General features: G+C 63.6%; 15 protein-coding genes and 1 pseudogene. 5 read left to right on the forward strand and 11 right to left on the reverse strand.

Going from position 1 to position 15,805, the window contains the following annotated elements; translation table 11 throughout:
* Window positions 1-14 precede the first annotated feature (14 nt).
* Window positions 15-962 (reverse strand): choloylglycine hydrolase, encoded by a 948-nt coding sequence (gene bsh / locus NNX34_RS04290; RefSeq protein ID WP_255765274.1) that lies wholly within the window; start codon window positions 960-962, stop codon window positions 15-17.
* A 223-nt stretch (window positions 963-1,185) separates the two neighbouring features.
* Here bsh and NNX34_RS04295 point away from each other — a divergent pair, with 223 nt between their 5' ends.
* A complete protein-coding gene (locus NNX34_RS04295) occupies window positions 1,186-1,872 on the forward strand; it encodes a M23 family metallopeptidase (protein ID WP_255765275.1) in 687 nt (228 codons plus the stop codon).
* Window positions 1,873-1,938: 66 nt separating this feature from the next.
* Here the strand turns inward: NNX34_RS04295 and NNX34_RS04300 are convergent, their stop codons facing one another.
* From NNX34_RS04300 to NNX34_RS16115, 8 genes are all read right to left on the reverse strand, one after another.
* Window positions 1,939-2,739, reverse strand: coding sequence for an HpcH/HpaI aldolase/citrate lyase family protein (locus tag NNX34_RS04300; RefSeq protein ID WP_255765276.1), 801 nt, complete (start codon window positions 2,737-2,739; stop codon window positions 1,939-1,941).
* On the reverse strand, window positions 2,724-3,509 hold the full coding sequence (hpaH, locus tag NNX34_RS04305) for a 2-oxo-hept-4-ene-1,7-dioate hydratase (protein WP_255765277.1): 786 nt from the start codon (window positions 3,507-3,509) through the stop codon (window positions 2,724-2,726). The genes NNX34_RS04300 and hpaH overlap by 16 nt, the downstream gene beginning before the upstream one ends.
* A 99-nt stretch (window positions 3,510-3,608) precedes the next feature.
* Window positions 3,609-4,706 carry a 3,4-dihydroxyphenylacetate 2,3-dioxygenase gene (hpaD, locus tag NNX34_RS04310; RefSeq protein ID WP_255765729.1) on the reverse strand — a complete coding sequence of 366 codons (1,098 nt, stop codon included), beginning with the start codon at window positions 4,704-4,706 and terminating at the stop codon, window positions 3,609-3,611.
* A 49-nt stretch (window positions 4,707-4,755) separates the two neighbouring features.
* Window positions 4,756-6,273 (reverse strand): 5-carboxymethyl-2-hydroxymuconate semialdehyde dehydrogenase, encoded by a 1,518-nt coding sequence (gene hpaE, locus NNX34_RS04315; protein WP_255765278.1) that lies wholly within the window; start codon window positions 6,271-6,273, stop codon window positions 4,756-4,758.
* A 60-nt stretch (window positions 6,274-6,333) separates the two neighbouring features.
* On the reverse strand, window positions 6,334-7,041 hold the full coding sequence (locus NNX34_RS04320) for a GntR family transcriptional regulator (RefSeq protein WP_255765279.1): 708 nt from the start codon (window positions 7,039-7,041) through the stop codon (window positions 6,334-6,336).
* A complete protein-coding gene (locus tag NNX34_RS04325) occupies window positions 7,038-8,507 on the reverse strand; it encodes a fumarylacetoacetate hydrolase family protein (RefSeq protein ID WP_255765280.1) in 1,470 nt (489 codons plus the stop codon). The genes NNX34_RS04320 and NNX34_RS04325 overlap by 4 nt, the downstream gene beginning before the upstream one ends.
* 122 nt (window positions 8,508-8,629) lie before the next feature.
* The gene (locus NNX34_RS04330; RefSeq protein ID WP_255765281.1) at window positions 8,630-9,754 is read right to left on the reverse strand and encodes a GTP pyrophosphokinase family protein; all 1,125 of its coding nucleotides are present in this window, start codon (window positions 9,752-9,754) and stop codon (window positions 8,630-8,632) included.
* 228 nt (window positions 9,755-9,982) lie between these two features.
* A complete protein-coding gene (locus NNX34_RS16115; RefSeq protein ID WP_370647222.1) occupies window positions 9,983-10,684 on the reverse strand; it encodes a DUF4145 domain-containing protein in 702 nt (233 codons plus the stop codon).
* Window positions 10,685-10,900: 216 nt separating this feature from the next.
* Between NNX34_RS16115 and NNX34_RS04340 the strand changes: the two genes are divergently transcribed.
* A complete protein-coding gene (locus NNX34_RS04340) occupies window positions 10,901-11,980 on the forward strand; it encodes an alkene reductase (RefSeq protein WP_255765283.1) in 1,080 nt (359 codons plus the stop codon).
* Window positions 11,981-12,047: 67 nt separating this feature from the next.
* Here the strand turns inward: NNX34_RS04340 and NNX34_RS04345 are convergent, their stop codons facing one another.
* The gene (locus tag NNX34_RS04345; RefSeq protein WP_255765284.1) at window positions 12,048-12,473 is read right to left on the reverse strand and encodes a hypothetical protein; all 426 of its coding nucleotides are present in this window, start codon (window positions 12,471-12,473) and stop codon (window positions 12,048-12,050) included.
* Between the two features lie 354 nt (window positions 12,474-12,827).
* Here NNX34_RS04345 and NNX34_RS04350 point away from each other — a divergent pair.
* The 3 genes and pseudogenes from NNX34_RS04350 to NNX34_RS04360 form a co-directional block, all read left to right on the forward strand.
* Window positions 12,828-13,109: pseudogene (locus tag NNX34_RS04350) on the forward strand (alkene reductase); the annotation flags it as partial.
* A gap of 177 nt (window positions 13,110-13,286) precedes the next feature.
* On the forward strand, window positions 13,287-14,057 hold the full coding sequence (locus NNX34_RS04355) for a DUF4839 domain-containing protein (protein WP_255765285.1): 771 nt from the start codon (window positions 13,287-13,289) through the stop codon (window positions 14,055-14,057).
* A 353-nt stretch (window positions 14,058-14,410) separates the two neighbouring features.
* A complete protein-coding gene (locus NNX34_RS04360; protein ID WP_255765286.1) occupies window positions 14,411-14,653 on the forward strand; it encodes a hypothetical protein in 243 nt (80 codons plus the stop codon).
* 49 nt (window positions 14,654-14,702) lie between these two features.
* On the opposite strand, the gene NNX34_RS04365 is transcribed toward NNX34_RS04360, so the two are convergent.
* Window positions 14,703-15,701, reverse strand: a complete 999-nt coding sequence (locus NNX34_RS04365; RefSeq protein WP_255765287.1) for a hypothetical protein — start codon at window positions 15,699-15,701, stop codon at window positions 14,703-14,705.
* Window positions 15,702-15,805 lie beyond the last annotated feature (104 nt).

The raw sequence follows: 15,805 nt of genomic DNA on the forward strand, positions 1-15,805 counted from the left end.
TACCCCTCGAAGCCCTACACCACCACAAGCTCCGTTCCGTCGGCCGCATGGTCGGCCAGCGCGACGCTCTGGATCGCCGGATCCTCATAGGTATTCCAGTAGTAGGTCATCGTCCGGGACGAGAAGAGCCCGGTGTAGGTGGTCTTCTCAAACTCGCCCGAGCCCATGGCCGCACTGCCGTCCACCATCGCAACCCCCTGCAGGGTGTGGAACGCCCGGCTGACATTGTCCTCTTCGGTCGTCTTGGGCGGGTAGTGCGCGTGGACGTAGGCCGCGCGCACAAACCGCGACGGCGAGTAGTAGTCGCCGGGGATCCCCCGCATCAGCGACCCCGAGCCGAACGGGGCCAAGTGTGCCTGGTTGAGCACAACCTCCTCGGGGAAATCGGGCGAGGCATTGAGGTAGTTGCGCAGGTTCTCGTGGTGCCAGCCGAAGCCGGGCTGGTTGGCCAGGACGTCAACGTCGTCGTGGAAGACGTGCATGCCGTCGTGTGTGTACTCCACCACGATGGATCGCGTCGAGTCGCCGATCAGCCAGTGCAGCAGCGAGCTCGGGTACTTCTCGTTGATCGGTTTGTCTACGATCACGACGTCGTCCAGTGCGGCCTCGACCTCGTCCACGGTGGAGAACTGGGAGGCCACCCAGAGCGGAAACTCGAAGGCGGCAACGTTCACCGCGCCGAAGGCCGGTTCGGACGCGTACTCCGCGTACCCCGGAAAGTTGAGGCCGCCGACGGCCAGACCTGCGTCGTTGCCGCAGTCGAAGTACAGGGGCGTGTCTTCCTGAACGATGCCCATGCCGATGACCGCATGCTGGATCTTCGGCACCGCCCCGAAGGGCGACTTCGTGGCGTACCCGGTGGGCGTCACCACCACCCGCTCCCCGAAGTCAGACGTCCAGTCGAGGTTACGCGCGAAATAGAGGTTGCCGCTGCCGTCCGAGAACCTGATGCCTGTGCACATATGGATGCTCCCTGTTGCGGCGAAGCCCTGACGGTGCTTCGCCTGTTCGGTGGACCTATGCCGGAGAAGTTGCCCAGGAGTTACGGTGCCAACCAGCCCGCACCCTCCGTGCGCTTTCAGGTTAGGTCCGAACCCCGTGTCCGCGGCAGTCTCCCCGCCCTTCTCGAACCCGAAACCGCGCAGGTCATCGTGCGCGAAGGGCGGCGTGCCTATAAAGGGAACCATGATGAACACCCCCGAGGCCCCGCTGGAGGTCTCCCTCCCCTTCACCGGGAAATGGAAGGTGCAGAACAGTCCCCTGCGGCGGGTGCCCAGCCACGGCACGCATCTGCTCGCCACCACCTACGCCATCGACTTCGTGGGCGTGGACGACGCCGGACGGTCGGCTCCCGCGGTCAGCTGGCGTACCGCGTTCGGCACCGAGCCTCCGGAGCTGTTCTTCGCCTTCGGTCGCCCGATCCTGGCTCCGGTCAGCGGACGGGTGGTTACCGTGCACGACGGCGAAGCGGACCACGAGGCCCGCCGGTCGCAGCTGGCCCTCATCCCCTATGTCCTCGGCCAGCAGGCCCGGCTGCGGCAGGGCGCCGGTGCGATTGCCGGGAACTACGTCCTCATCGAAACGGCCGACGGCGGCCCGGTGGTCGGGGTGATGCACCTGCGGTCCGGCTCGATCCGGGTTGGCACCGGCGAGCACGTACGCGAGGGCCAGCCTCTCGGGGACTGCGGAAACTCGGGCAACTCCACCCAGCCCCACGTGCATGTGCAGGCGATGGACGGAACAGATCCGTGGACCGCCCGCGGGCTGCCGCTGGTTTTCCGGTCCTTCGGTGAGAAACCCGCCCGCGGCAGCACGTTTATCCCACGGGAGAACATGCTGCCGGAGGAAGCTTCGACGGTTGAAGCGCCCTAGGGGGCAGGGGCGTGCGCGATCAGCCGCCGAGGCCGGCGGCGCCGGACTTGCCGGGCCGGACTTCTGTCAGTAACTCGCCCGGGCGCCGTCGTCCGCAGCTGAAATGAACTTCGCAGCCAGGGCCTCGCTGCCCCGGGCCAGGAGCGCGACGTCGGCGCCCACCAGAATGAAGTCCACGCCGGCGTCGATATACCGGCGGGCAGTGGCCTCGCCGAACGCATTCACGCCCACCGGTTTCCCGGCAGCCTTCACCATCCGGATGCAGTGTTCGACGGCGGCAATAACGTCGGGATGTTCCTGCTGGCCGAGGTGACCCATGGACGCGGCGAGGTCCGCCGGCCCGATGAACAGCCCGTCCACCCCGTCGACGGCGGCAATCGCCTCCACGTTTTCGACGGCGGCGGCGGTCTCGATCTGCACCAGCAGGGTCACGGACTCCGCGGCGTTTTCGAGGTACCCCTCGATCCGGTTCCAGCGCGACGCGCGGGCCAGGGCACTGCCCACTCCGCGGATGCCGTGCGGCGGATACCGGACGGCGCGGACCAGTTCGGCCGCCTGTTCCGGGGTGTCGACCATGGGGATCAGCAGGTTCTGCGCCCCCAGGTCCAGGTACTGCTTGAGCAGCACCGCGTCCCCAATCGGCGGGCGGACCACCGCGGTGACCGGATAGCCATGCACGGCCTGCAGCTGGGCCAACAGGGACTCGATCCCGTTGGGGCTGTGCTCGGCGTCGATCAGCAGCCAGTCCAGCCCGGACCCGGCGCAGATTTCGGCGACCAGCGGGCTGCCGGAGCAGACCCACATGCCGGTCTGCCGGCCCCCGGCGGCCAGCCGGGCGGCGAAGGTTTCCTCTACTCGAAGCGGCATGTGATGGTTCCCAACGGTCCGTAGTCGGCAAAGACGGTGTCGCCCTTGTATACCCACATCGGGCGGGTGAAGGAGCCGGCGAGGATGATTTCCCCGGCCTCCAGCGAAGTGCCGTGCACGGCGAGCTTGTTCGCCAGCCAGTACACGCCGGCGGCGGGATGGTTCAGCACCCCTGCGGCGACGCCGGTTTCCTCGATGCCCTGGTTCCGGTAAAGCAGCGCCGACACCCAGCGCAGGTCGACGTCGGCCGGCCGCACCGGGTTCCCGCCGACCACCATGGCGCCCATCGCCGCGTTGTCCGCGATGGTGTCCACGATGGTGCGGCCCTCCATCTCGATCCGGGAGTCCAGGATTTCCAGTGCGGGCACCACGTAGTCCGTGGCGTCCAGGACGTCGAACAGCGTGCAGTTCGGCCCGGAGAGCGGCTTGCCCAGCACAAACGCCAGCTCCACCTCGATCCGCGGGTGCGTGTACCGGTCCCACTCCACGGTGCAGCCGTTTTCCAGCACCATGTCATCGAGGATGACGCCGTAGTCGGGTTCGGTGATGCCGGTGGCGGCCTGCATGGCCTTGGAGGTGAGGCCGATCTTGTGGCCGGCCAGGGACCGCCCGGAGGCGATCATCCGTTCCCGCCACAGGTTCTGCACGGCATAGGAGTCATCGATGGTCATGTCCGGGTAGCGCGTGGTCAGGCGCGGCACCGGGGTGCGGGTGCGTTGGGCTTCGAGCAGCTCGTCGGCCACCGCCCGGAGAGTCTGTTTATCTAGCACGGCGATTCCTTTGTGTTCGGAGAGTGCGGCGTGTTCGGGGTGCGTGGGAAGGGATGCGACGACGACGGCGCCGGCTTCAGCGCCGTCGTCGGGCGCGGTCTAGAGCTGGGTGCCGATCTTGAAGCCCTGCGCGGCCTCGCCGGAGGAGCTGCCGGCGTCGTCGTCGGGGCGGGTGTAGGAGAACCCGTCGGCGCCGATGGTGACCGCCATTTCGGAGGTTTCGGTGCGGGCGGTGAGCGGCTGCGGGTTGCCGTCCAGGTCCAGCACCAGGGAGGCCTCGGTGTACCAGGACGGGACCACGGGGTTGCCCCACCAGTCGCGGCGCTGGTTGTCGTGGACGTCCCAGGTGATGGTGGGGTTGTCCGGGTCGCCGGTGTAGTAGTCCTGCGTGTAGATCTCGATGCGGTGGTCGTCCGGATCCAGGATGTAGAGGTAGAAGGCGTTGGAGACGCCGTGCCGGCCGGGGCCGCGTTCAATCCGGTCGGAGATGCGCAGGGCGCCCATCTTGTCGCAGATCTGGATGATGTTGTGCTTTTCGTGCGTGGCGAAGGCCATGTGGTGCATGCGCGGGCCGTCGCCGCCGGTCAGGGCCGTGTCATGGACGGTGTGCTTGCGGTGCATCCAGGCGGCGTAGGTGACGCCGTCGGAATCCTTGATGTCCTCGGAGACGCGGAAGCCCAGGTCCTCCAGGTAGGCGCGGCCGCGGGGCACATCGGGGGTGACCTGGTTGAAGTGGTCCAGGCGGACCAGTTCGCCGGCGGAGTAGAGATCGTAGCGCTGGGTGAGGCGCTCGACGTGGTCCACTTCGTAGAAGAACTCGTAGGGGAAGCCCAGCGGGTCCTCCACGCGCACGGAGTCGCCGATGCCCTTCACGAAGCCGTCCTTGCGGCGCTCGGTGCGGCAGCCCAGTTCCTTGTAATACGCCTCGGCCACGTCCACGTCTTCGGGGGTGCGGACGCGGTAGGCCAGGGCGGCGACGGCGGCCACCGGGCCCTTGCGCAGCACCAGGTTGTGGTGGATGAACTCCTCCAGGGAGCGCAGGTAAATCGCGTTCTCGTCCTCTTCGGTGACGTGCAGGCCCAGGACGTCCACGTAGAACTTCCGGGACCGTTCCAGGTCGGTGACCACCAGGTCCGTGTAGGCGCAGCGGACGATGTCCGGCGGGGCGATGCTGGGGGTGGGAATGCGGTTTTGGATCTCCATGGTTTTGCTCCTTTGCAAAAGGCGGGGAAGTGTCGGGGAAGGGTTAGCCGTCGACCTTGGCGGCGTCGTCGGTCCCGAACTTGGGGGTGTGGACCTTGCCCAGGGTGATATGCACGGCCTGCTGGTCCGTGTAGAAGTCGATGGAGCGGTAGCCGCCCTCGTGGCCCAGGCCGGAGGCCTTCACGCCGCCGAACGGGGTGCGCAGGTCGCGGACGTTGTGGCTGTTGAGCCAGACCATGCCGGCCTCGGTGTTCTGCGCGAAGTTGTGCGCGCGGGTGAGGTCGGACGTCCAGATGTAGGCGGCCAGCCCGTATTTGGTGTTGTTGGCCAGGTCCAGGGCTTCGGCTTCGGTGTCGAACGGGGTGATGGCGACGACGGGGCCGAAGATTTCCTCCTGGAAGATCCGGGCGTCGGGGGCGACGTCGGCGAAGACGGTGGGCGCAATGTAGTTGCCTTCTTCGAGGCCTTCGGGCCGGCCGCCGCCGGCGAGCAGGCGGCCTTCGGTCTTGCCGATCTCCACATAGGAGGCGACCTTCTCGAAGTGTTCGGGGTGCACCAGGGCGCCCACCTGCGTCTTCGGATCGTGCGGGTCGCCGACGACGATGGTCTTGGCGCGGGCGGCGAAGCGTTCGCAGAACTCGTCGTAGACCGGGCGTTCGACCAGGATGCGGGAGCCGGCGGTGCAGCGTTCACCGTTGAGGGAGAAGACGCCGAACAGGGCGGAATCGATCGCGGCGTTGAGGTCCGCGTCGGCGAAGATGACGCAGGGGCTCTTGCCGCCGAGCTCCATGGACATGCCCTTGAGGTTCTCCGCCGCGTTGCGGAAGATGGTCTGCCCGGTGGTGGTTTCGCCGGTGAAGGAGATCAGCGGGACCTGCGGGTGCTTCACCAGCGCGTCGCCGGCTTCCTCGCCCAGGCCGTTGACCAGGTTGAACACGCCGGCGGGGACACCGGCGTCGGTGAAGATGTCGGCCCAGAGCGAGGCGGAGAGCGGGGTGAATTCGGCCGGCTTGAGCACCACGGTGTTGCCGGTGGCCAGCGCCGGGGCGAGCTTCCAGGACTCGAGCATGAACGGGGTGTTCCACGGGGTGATGAGCCCGGCGACGCCGATGGGCTTGCGGTTCACGTAGTTGATCTGGCTGCCGGGGACCTTCATGGCGTCGTCGAACTGGGCGACGATCAGGTCCGCGAAGAAGCGGAAGTTCTCCGCGGCGCGCAGGGCCTGGCCCTTGGCCTGGGTGATGGGCAGGCCGGTGTCGAAGGTTTCCATTTCGGCCAGGCGTTCTTCCTGGGCCTCGACCGCGTCGGCGATCCTGTTGAGGATGCGGGCACGTTCGCGCGGCTTCATCTTCGGCCACGGGCCGTTCACGAAGGCTTCGCGGGCGGCAGCGACAGCGGCGTCGATGTCTTCCTTCTGGCCCGCGGCGGCGGTGGCGTAGGTCTTGTTGGTGACCGGATCCAGCACGTCGAAGGTGGCGCCGTTGGCGGAGTCCACGAACTTGCCGTTGATGAAGTGCTGGATGTGGGTGGGCAGGTTCTCCGGGACGAAGTGCGTGCTCATGGGTTCCTCTTTCGTGTGCTTCTTTAGATCGGGAGGCTTTAGAAGTTCTTCAGCGGATCGTCAGATCGGCGAGGGCGGCTGGTGGCTCTGGGCCAGGAAGGCGTTGAGTGTGCTGGTGCGGTGCGCGCGGGCGGCGTGCTCGACGTCGGCGGCCGGGGCGCCGGCGTCGATCAGGTCCAGCAGCGCGTCGTGCTCCTGCACTGACGCGTACGCCCGGTCCGGGACGTACCGGAAGACGGAGGAGCGCATCCGGCCCAGCCGGTTCCAGCCGCGGTGGACCAGGTCCAGGATGTGCGGATTGGGGCAGCGGGCGTAGAGCAGGGCGTGGAACTCAGTGTTCAGGGCGGTGAAGCGGACCGGGTCGAAGTTGGCCAGGACCTCGCGCATCTGGTTGTTCAATTCCCGGGCTTTCGCCAGTTCTCCGGCGGTGATGCTCGGGGCGGCCAGGGCGGTGGCGGCACCTTCGATGATGCTGAGGGTCTGCATGGTGTGCAGGTACAGGTCCGGGTCGATGCCGGCCACCGTGGCGCCGACGTTGCGGACAAAGTGCACCAGCCCTTCGGCTTCGAGCCGCCGGATGGCTTCCCGGACGGGGACCACGCTGCAGCCCATCTCGGTGGCGATGCTGCTGAGCACCAGGCGGTAGCCCGGGCTCATTTCGCCGCCGAGGATGCGGTCCTTGAGCTGGCTGTAGGCCTGTTCCGATTTGGAGCCGGTGCCCGTGGCGGTGCTGGGAGCTTGCCCGCTGCCGTTGGCTGCTGCGCTCATGCCTGTTCCGCTGCCCAGGCCTCGTACTTTTCCTTCCAGGCGGCGTTCATCGGGTAGAGCCCGTCGACGCCGTGGCCGGCCTTCACCATTTCGGCGATGAAATCTTCCTGGTGTTCCTGCTTGATGCACGCCTCCACCAGCTCCTCGGCGATGGCCGGCGGGATGACCAGGATGCCGTCGTCGTCGGCCACGATGATGTCGCCGGGCTGCACGGTGGCGCCGCCGCAGGCGATGGTGATGTCGGTGTCCCAGGGGACGTGCTTGCGGCCGAGGACGGCGGGGTGCGGGTTGGCGCAGTAGACGGGCAGGTCGATGCCGGCGACGGTGGAGTAGTCGCGGACGCCGCCGTCGGTGATGATGGCGGCGGCGCCGTTGTGCTTGGCGCGCAGGGCGAGGATGTCGCCCAGGGTGCCGGTGCTCTTTTCGCCGCGGGCTTCCATGACCAGAATTTCGCCCTCGCCCACGGAGTCGATGGCGCGTTTCTGCGCGTTGTAGCCGCCGCCGTGGGACTTGAAGAGGTCCTCGCGGTTGGGGACAAAGCGCAGGGTGCGGGCGGTGCCCACCACCTTGCGGCCGGTTTTGGTGCCGGTGAGGCCGTCGATGGAGACGTTGTTCAGGCCGCGGGCGCGCATCTGTGAGGACAGGGTGGCGGTGGCGACGGATTCGAGCTTGGCCTTGAGTACCGGGGTGAGGGTTTTGGGCTGTTCTTTGGGGGTCAGGCCAGCCTTTTCGGCGGAGCCCCAGGCTTCTTCGCGCTGCTTATCGTCGATTCGAGGCTGGGCGCCGAAGGGAGCCAGCGGCGTCGTGCCGTCGGTGACCGTGGTGGCGAGGCGCCCGGTGGTCTGGTCCGTGCCGGGAACGTCGACTTCCACTTCGAGGCGGTCGCCGGGGACGGCCACGGAGGCACCGGCGGGGGTGCCGGTGAGGATCAGATCGCCCGGTTCCAGGGTGAGCAGCTGGGAGAGGTCGGCCACCAGCTGGGCGAAGGGGAAGAGCAGGTCTGCGGTGGTGTCGTCCTGCGCGAGTTCGCCGTTGACCCAGGTGCGGACGCGCAGGTTGGCGGGGTCGACGTCGGCCGCGTTGAGGACGGCCGGGCCGACCGGGGTGAAGCCGTCGCCGCCCTTGGAGCGGAGGTTGGAGCCTTTGTCAGCCCAGCGCAGGTCGTACACGCCCAGGTCATTGCTGGCGGTCACTCCCCCGACGTAGCTCCAGGCGTCCTCGATGCTGACGCGGCGGGCGGTCTTGCCGATGACGAGGGCAATTTCGCCTTCGAAGCCGAGCAGTTCGCAGCCTGCCGGGCGTTCTACGCTGCCGCCGGTCAGGGCGAGAGAGGTGCCGGGCTTGAGGAAGTAGGAGGGCTGTTCCGGGGTGCGTCCGCGTTCCGCTGCCCGGGAGGGGTAGTTGATGTGGACGGCGATGACCTTGCCGGCCTGCTTCAGCGTGTCCGTGGTGGCGTCGTTGCCCATGTCTCTCCTGGATCAAGTACGAAATCGTATATGATCAGGGTCACATGTTGTCGGGGTCACGTCAAGAGGTAGGTCGTCCAGGTTCTACAAGTCAACTAAGCAGGACGGGCAGGTGCATGGTTTTAGCTCTCCATAGCGGAGGGCAGCTCAGGGGGCATTCCGGCGCGCTCAAGGGTTTCTTCCCAAACGCGGAGTGCCTCCCTTGAATCGTCGAATCTACTACCCGGCACCGGAGCGCCCTTCGAAACGGACTCAAGGTTAATAACAAGCCAAAGGTAATAGAAACTGACACCAGCCGCGAAAGGTTCCTCATCAGTTGGCCCCATAGAACCATAAAAGTCCCTCTCATCTAGATAATCCATCCAGCTAGGCGCAAAGGCCAGAATGTGGACTTCCCAATTTTTTATCGCCAACCGCAAGGCAGTAACGGTATCTAGCCCCAAATTTCTGAGATCAGCGAGCCGCTGCTCAAGATAGTCTGTGTCGACACCTGACTGAACTCCGGTCTTTGCAAACGCCGCAAGCTCACTGTCCAGCTCAACAAACTTGGACTCATGCTTAACCAAGGCTGTGAGGGTCGCTAGATCCAGCGGTAGATCCGTGGCTTCAGCCTTCACTGCATTATCCGCCCGCTCTTCATACTGCGCCAGTTCATCGCGCAGCGCCATAAACTCATAGTCAACGAGCTCAAGGACGCCAGCCAACATTGAGAAACGGCGGCTCATCGGTTCAGGGATTGTCTCCTGCTTATACCCCAAATCGTGCTCGATCTCAGCCCATGCATGCTGAAGCACCGTGCGTATTTGAATTTCAAACCGCAACGACTCATAGCGGGAATATTCCGCCAGACCCGCTCTGTTTTGGCTAATCTTTGCAACACGATGCACAGAGCGATACCCAAATTCTCGCGTACCGAGCTGCTTTCCCTTATCGATCGACATTCCCGGATCTACATCGAATTGTTGTTCGATAAGTTCCACTATGCGGTCAACATCGTCAGAAAAGTAACAAGTGACGCGTAGCCCCAGCAGGTCGTGTAGTTTCTCATATCCTTGGTTCGCGGCATCAAGACGCAACATTTTACGTCTTGCGCTTTGCTCCGCCTTCACACGGAAATCAATGGTATGGACCACTATTTCTTTACTGAGGAGGAGCTCCGACATCAAGCGTTTTACGGTTTGGCCGAATTCTGCCATTCCTGCTACAGCTGCGGTGTACCCCTCAGAGCCGCTTCGTGGTTTGTCCATAGAAATAAGAGTATCGTCCCGTATTCGCCTGACCGAGGACTTAATCGTGTCCTCCTACCTGTGCCGTGCCTGCGACTGAGCCCCAGATGTTAAAGGGGATAGCGTCTACTCCAGCAATCCGTGGCATGTCGCCGTCATCTGATCCTAGGCAAGCCACACGGGTACGTTTGCACTTCTTTCTGACCACAAGATTGCATAAGGTAACCATCTGATTGTTAAGGTGCACGGTCACACCCGCACACTAGTGGAATCCCCGTGCGAGGAAGAAGGCTGCTGGTCTTCGACCTCTTGCAGAAGGCCTTGGTCACGTAGAAGCTGTGCGGGCATTTCATACTCGAGTCGAATAAGTTGCCGTACGAATTTGCTCAACCCCTCTGCCTCGGCTTGGGTTATGTCGTCGTAGTCCTCGGGATGCGCACCCTCATTGCCAAGCTGATTCAGGCGGTCGGCCCAATCCCAAAGCGAACCATGCAGAACACCGTCGTTTTTCATGTGCTTCAAGGCGACCTTCAAGTGACGTTCCCCCTGAGCAGCCAGGCTGCCTCGGTCCTTCACGTACAAATGCAACGCTGATCGGAACATCACTGCTGCGGAGCGATACGCCCCCATAGATAGGCACTTCATACCCTCGTCGTAGGCAGAGGCAACACCTTTATCTACTTGAGAGTCGAGTATTCCCGCGCCAGGCGCGGGCCACCACATCACGCCTGTGCCGCTGTTATTGGTAATAACAGCCGTTCCTTTGTCACAACCAGCACAGTGAAGGACCGAAACCCTGAGATCTGGGTAGGACCCGACTGCGGCATTATGCAGCTCGGTAAGAGACTGACTCTGTTGCCGTTTTGCGAAGTTTGATATGCGGCCACACCAAGGGCATGGGCCCGTTGGATCTGAAGGAGTCGGAAGGGAATCAGGATTATGGGATGTCATATCGTCATGATCTCAGACCAAAAGTCAGGCAGATGTTGCACCTAAGCTGTGTCTAACCCATATGCCCAAAGTGAACATGGCAGAGACCTGTCACGCTGGGCGTGACGTCTCACACTTCCGGAATATCCCCTGCTGCTCCCACCGTTCCTCTCAATATACGAACTGCGGGTCGGGAGTACCCGAGCCTCGCTAGAGCGACAGAAAGAACCCCACTTAGTGAAACTCTTTACCCCGCTGACCGTCGGCACCATGGAACTGCCCAACCGCCTCGTCATGGCACCGATGTCCCGCGTGCGTGCCGACCGCAACGGCGTGCCCACCGACATCATGGTCGAGCACTACCGCCAGCGCGCTTCCATGGGCCTGATCATCACCGACGGCATCTACCCCTCCTTCACCGGCCAGGGCAACGCCCTGATGCCCGGCCTGGTCACCGAGGAGCACGTCGCCGGCTGGAAGCGCGTCACCGACGCCGTCCACGCCGCCGGCGGCCGGATCGTCGCCCAGCTGATGCACTCCGGACGCGTTGCCCACGAGAACATCAACGGCGGCCGCCCCGTCGTCGCCCCCAGCGCCATTGCGGTTGAAGGCATGGCGCACACCTACGACGGCAAGCAGCCCTTCCCGGTGCCGCACGCCCTCACCGAAGCCGAACTCCCCGGCGTCGTGCAGGACTTCGTCTCCGCGGCCGAGAACGCGATGAAGGCAGGGTTCGACGGCGTCGAGCTGCACGGTGCCAACGGCTACCTGCTGCAGGAATTCCTCTCCCCTGTCTCCAACACCCGCACGGACAACTACGGCGGCTCCCCGGAGAACCGTGCCCGCCTGGTCATCGAGGCCTTCCGCGCCGTGGCCGACGCCATCGGCGCCGAGCACACCGGCATCCGCATCTCCCCGGAGCACAACATCCAGGGCGTGCTGGAAACCGACCGCGCCGACGTCACCGCCACCTACACCGCCCTGGTGGACGGCATCGCCGATCTGAAGCCGGCCTACCTCAGCATTCTGCACGCGGATCCGGCCGACGCCATGGTCCAGGGCCTGCGCCACCGCTTCGGCGGCCCGGTGCTGATGAACACCGGCTTCGGCACGGTCACCAGCCGCGAGGACGCCATCATGCTGCTCGAGGAGAACCTCGCCGACGCCACCGTCGTCGGCCGTCCCGTGATCGCCAACCCGGACCTGGCCCGCCGCTGGCAGGAAGACCACCCGCTGAACGAGATCGACCAGGCCACCGTCTACACCGACGGTGCCGCCGGCTACACGGACTACCCGGAGCTGGCTCCGGTTTCCTAGCCGATACGGCGGGGCCCGGGTGTAATCAGTTGCATCGGGGCCTTCGCCGTACCGCGCTTCTGCGGAGTTAGAAAAGCGCCTTGCACGAGGAGGCGTATATGAAGAACTTCGCTTCTTCGTCGTCCCTGCGATCGGTGAGATCGGACATCTGGCTGTTGTTGCTTTCCAGCAGGGAGATATCCCGGTCGGCAGCAGCACCTATACTGCTGGTCTGGAGACCGACTGCTTTCGAATACATGTCCAGTAGCGCGCCCGCCGAATACATGAAGTCTTCGCAGGACGACAGGTCGACTGTGCTTTCAACTTCCCGGACGATCTCAACTTTTTTCTCAACTATTTCTGGTTCGATCGTCACGGCGATGGTGGCGCCGCCCACCAGAGCCCCGGCAAGAGCGACTCCCACGTATGCCAGTGCTTTCTTGATGAATCGGGGCTTTTTCTTTGCCTCGATCCCCTGGGGCGGTGCCGGAGGATACAGCGGCGGATGGGTCATGCGATTTGTTCCTATCTTCATTTTTCCATGCAGGGCCGCCTCGTCACTTGGGAAGAATGGCGTCCCTGAATAAGTGGTCTGTCGTCACGTTGAGATACCCGCCGTTACCTCAGGTCAGCACCCGTTAGCTCAGGTCAGCACGTAGTTACTGGATGATCTGAGCTCGCGATTTTGGCTTCTTCTGGCACTTTGATCCCGGGAAGGAGTCCGCCTGACTGGAGTGATTGGAGCGACGTTCAGCGCCACTCATGAAAAGGGTCTTAGCGCTTGCCCTGACCGATCCCGCCATTCGCAACAGAAAGATTCTACCGGTTTATGCTCTGCCCGATGACCGGAGAAATGCTTAGAAATGCGGATCCGGCCGACGAGCTGGTCCAGGGCCTGCGCCACCGCTTCGGCGGCCCGGTGCTGATGATCACCGGCTTCGGCACGGTCACCAGCCGCGAGGACGCCATCATGCTGCTCGAGGAGAACCTCGCCGACGCCACCGTCGTCGGCCGCCCGGTCATCGCCAACCCGGATCTGGCCCGCCGCTGGCAGGAAGACCACCCGCTGAACGAGATCGACCAGGCCACCGTCTACACCGACGGTGCCGCCGGCTACACGGACTACCCGGAGCTGGCTCCGGTTTCCTAGCCGAAACGAACGACGGCAGGCCTTCCGCGTGATGCGGGAGGCCTGCCGTTTTGTATGGGACGCCAGACGACACTATCTAAAACCTTTTGGCGATCCGCAGCGCTAAGTCCCGCACTGCACTTGCTATGCTCCGGTGGTTCATTCTTGAGAAAAACCGATTGGGGGTCGGGAAGCCGCATGGCTGACGGCGATGTGCAGTATGAGTTGAAATCCGTGCAGGCAATTCGCAGCACTGAAGCCCGGACAATTGCGAAGTGGGAAAAGTTAGGGTGGGAGCTCGTCTCACAGGACAAAGGGACGTTGCGCACCGAGATCACGTTCCGCCGCGCGAAGCGTCAGTTACCTTGGCGTTTGATGGCGGTGGCGGGCGGCGCCTTAGCGGTCCTGATTGCCGTCGCTGCCGCTTTCGGTCTCTTCGATGAGGAACCCGGTACTGCCGCTCCTCCGGCGCCTGTGGTTGTCGAAACAACCACAGCAGCACCGGCTTCCACGTCGGCAGCAGAAGCTACCCCAAGTGAGGAAGCCACCGAGACGACGGTCTCAGCCAAGCCAGTTGAAGATTCGGTGCTCACCGTAGAGAACAACACGGATCTGGCGGAGCTTCTGATCACGGACACTTGCAGTAGTGCGGTTGGGGACTTCGCCACCAAATACGAGGGGCAGACCATTGCCTTCGACGCGAATATTGGCGCCATGCAACTTCATGGTGGCTACACCACGCGTTACGACATCTTGATTAGCGCGGGAGATTTCAGCGAAACAACTTCATCTGGCCCATTCTTCCAATACAGGGACGTGAACACCGTCTCCGATCTGCGCTACGCAGACGACAACCGTCCGGACACGATAGGGGTGGGCGACAACGTGCGAATCACGGCTCAAGTCGTCGAGTACGAGAGCGTCCCTTGCCAATTCATTCTTAAGCCGGTCAGCACCGAATTCCGGTAGCTGGGGGCTGGTGGTCCTGAACGACCATGCCAGACGAGGCCGCACCCCCGCCCTCACCCCTCATCTGCTGGTAGAGGATAGCGCCGATCGAAATCGTTGGCTCGTGCGCGAACTTTGTTTGCTTGATCAATGCGTCCGAGTTGTCGGAGGCCACGCTCAAGACCATCCAGGAGCTGCATAAACCGAAGTTTGTGCTTACTCGGTTGCAGTTCGGCGGGTAGCTGGAAATGGTTCGCAGCGCGAGCCAAAGCGTCAACTGGGCGGCGCCCATGGGACAGGGATGCTCGTTCATGCTCGGCTGCCAACGGCCTGTCCGCGCTTCGGTGTATTGCGGCTTGTGGTTAGGTGGGTCAATGGACGATTACGTAACTACCGGCACATTTTGGTTCATGGTGGCGCTGATAAATGCCGGCCTTGCCGAGCAGAAGAATCGCTCCCGCTGGATCTGGTTCCTGTTATCGCTCCTGTTAGGGCCCATTGCCACGATCCTTATTGTCGTGCGGCGGGCACCGGAACCAGTCGAACCGTCCATGACGCACCGGGGCGGGTGGAAAAACCCGGACCCGCACCCCAGATCCTTGGGAGAACCGATGTAGAACGAGGTGTTCCGCGGCCACTAGCCGGTACCGCCTACGCCGTTGTTTCTTACCGTTTTGACGGCTGCGACGCGCGCTCCTCACCGGAATACTGCGCTTCAATTTCCTTACTCCACGCACGCGCGTATAGGCCAAGGGCCGCCTGCTCCCTGAGCGCGAAGCCCAGCCCGTTGAGTGCGTGCTGGCTAGCCCCCATTGCCAGTTGCTGCGCACTGCGGCTGACGCGTTGTTTGTCTGCCCGGTACAAATACTCATCCATGGCCCTTGCCCACCGCTTCCGCCAGATATCCACTGCCGGCTCTGAGGCAAGAGCGGCCATCACCCGGTGTGCGGGCATAACCCGGGGTGCAATCCGGGTCCTCATTGCCCTGCGCGCTTGCGCAGCGTGCGGGCCAAAAGAACCTGTACAGGCGTGCAGATGAGCGTTCCAGTAGAAGTCCCAGCTAGTGGTTCTGCGGTCGGGCCAAACAGCGGACCGGGGGCCCCGCATCATGGCGTGGCCGGCGTCGAAGAGAAGCAGGGCAGCCAGCATCGAGCGCGTGTTGAGGCTGGGAAAGCGGTTGACCGCCCACAAAGTCAGATCCATGGAGACCTCGCCAATCTCAGTTGCCAGGTCCAAGCCCTTTGGCCCCCCGAACCGTGCAAATACCGCTTCCACCACCTCAGGTACCGGTTCGCCCGGCAGCGGCGGATAAACGAGCCCCGGCGAGTGGGAGATCTTCACGGGACCCAGCGTGGCAACGTTTTCGTCCGCCAGCGCGTGCGTAAACTTCCATAGGCGCTGAGCGACGTCGTCGGTGGCAAGCAAATGCAGGAGCACGGCGTGACGGTCGGATTCCGGGCTGCGTGACAACCGAAACCGGCTCCCCTCCCCAGCCCGCAGTTGGGAGGGCAAAGGGGCAACAACATGGCGGATAATGTCGTCGCCGACATTCTTACGCTCCGGCTCAATAGTCAGGATGGACCACAGGGTTGTGCTTGGGTGCTGCTTCACAGGGCGGGTAGCAGCACCTCGCTGAACAGTATTCGACTGCATGACGCGGCTCATTTCATCCCCAAGAATGATTGTCTGACATGGGTGTTTGTACTGTCTTCATCCTGTGTTCCCAAAACGTGTAAGTCCATACCGGCCCCCCAAATCATTACCTGTTC

Origin of the sequence: Arthrobacter sp. zg-Y1116, assembly GCF_024385485.1 — a bacterium.
Lineage (GTDB): Bacteria > Actinomycetota > Actinomycetes > Actinomycetales > Micrococcaceae > Arthrobacter_B.

Excerpts from the sequence above, each read along its gene's own strand:
- bsh (WP_255765274.1), bottom strand. The coding sequence starts at position 962 with ATGTGCACAGGCATCAGGTTCTCGGACGGCAGCGGCAACCTCTATTTC.
- NNX34_RS04295 (WP_255765275.1), top strand. The coding sequence starts at position 1,186 with ATGATGAACACCCCCGAGGCCCCGCTGGAGGTCTCCCTCCCCTTCACC.
- NNX34_RS04300 (WP_255765276.1), bottom strand. The coding sequence starts at position 2,739 with ATGCCGCTTCGAGTAGAGGAAACCTTCGCCGCCCGGCTGGCCGCCGGG.
- hpaE (WP_255765278.1), bottom strand. The coding sequence starts at position 6,273 with ATGAGCACGCACTTCGTCCCGGAGAACCTGCCCACCCACATCCAGCAC.
- NNX34_RS04320 (WP_255765279.1), bottom strand. The coding sequence starts at position 7,041 with ATGAGCGCAGCAGCCAACGGCAGCGGGCAAGCTCCCAGCACCGCCACG.
- NNX34_RS04325 (WP_255765280.1), bottom strand. The coding sequence starts at position 8,507 with ATGGGCAACGACGCCACCACGGACACGCTGAAGCAGGCCGGCAAGGTC.
- NNX34_RS04330 (WP_255765281.1), bottom strand. The coding sequence starts at position 9,754 with ATGGACAAACCACGAAGCGGCTCTGAGGGGTACACCGCAGCTGTAGCA.
- NNX34_RS16115 (WP_370647222.1), bottom strand. The coding sequence starts at position 10,684 with ATGACATCCCATAATCCTGATTCCCTTCCGACTCCTTCAGATCCAACG.
- NNX34_RS04345 (WP_255765284.1), bottom strand. The coding sequence starts at position 12,473 with ATGACCCATCCGCCGCTGTATCCTCCGGCACCGCCCCAGGGGATCGAG.
- NNX34_RS04355 (WP_255765285.1), top strand. The coding sequence starts at position 13,287 with ATGGCTGACGGCGATGTGCAGTATGAGTTGAAATCCGTGCAGGCAATT.
- NNX34_RS04360 (WP_255765286.1), top strand. The coding sequence starts at position 14,411 with ATGGACGATTACGTAACTACCGGCACATTTTGGTTCATGGTGGCGCTG.
- NNX34_RS04365 (WP_255765287.1), bottom strand. The coding sequence starts at position 15,701 with ATGAGCCGCGTCATGCAGTCGAATACTGTTCAGCGAGGTGCTGCTACC.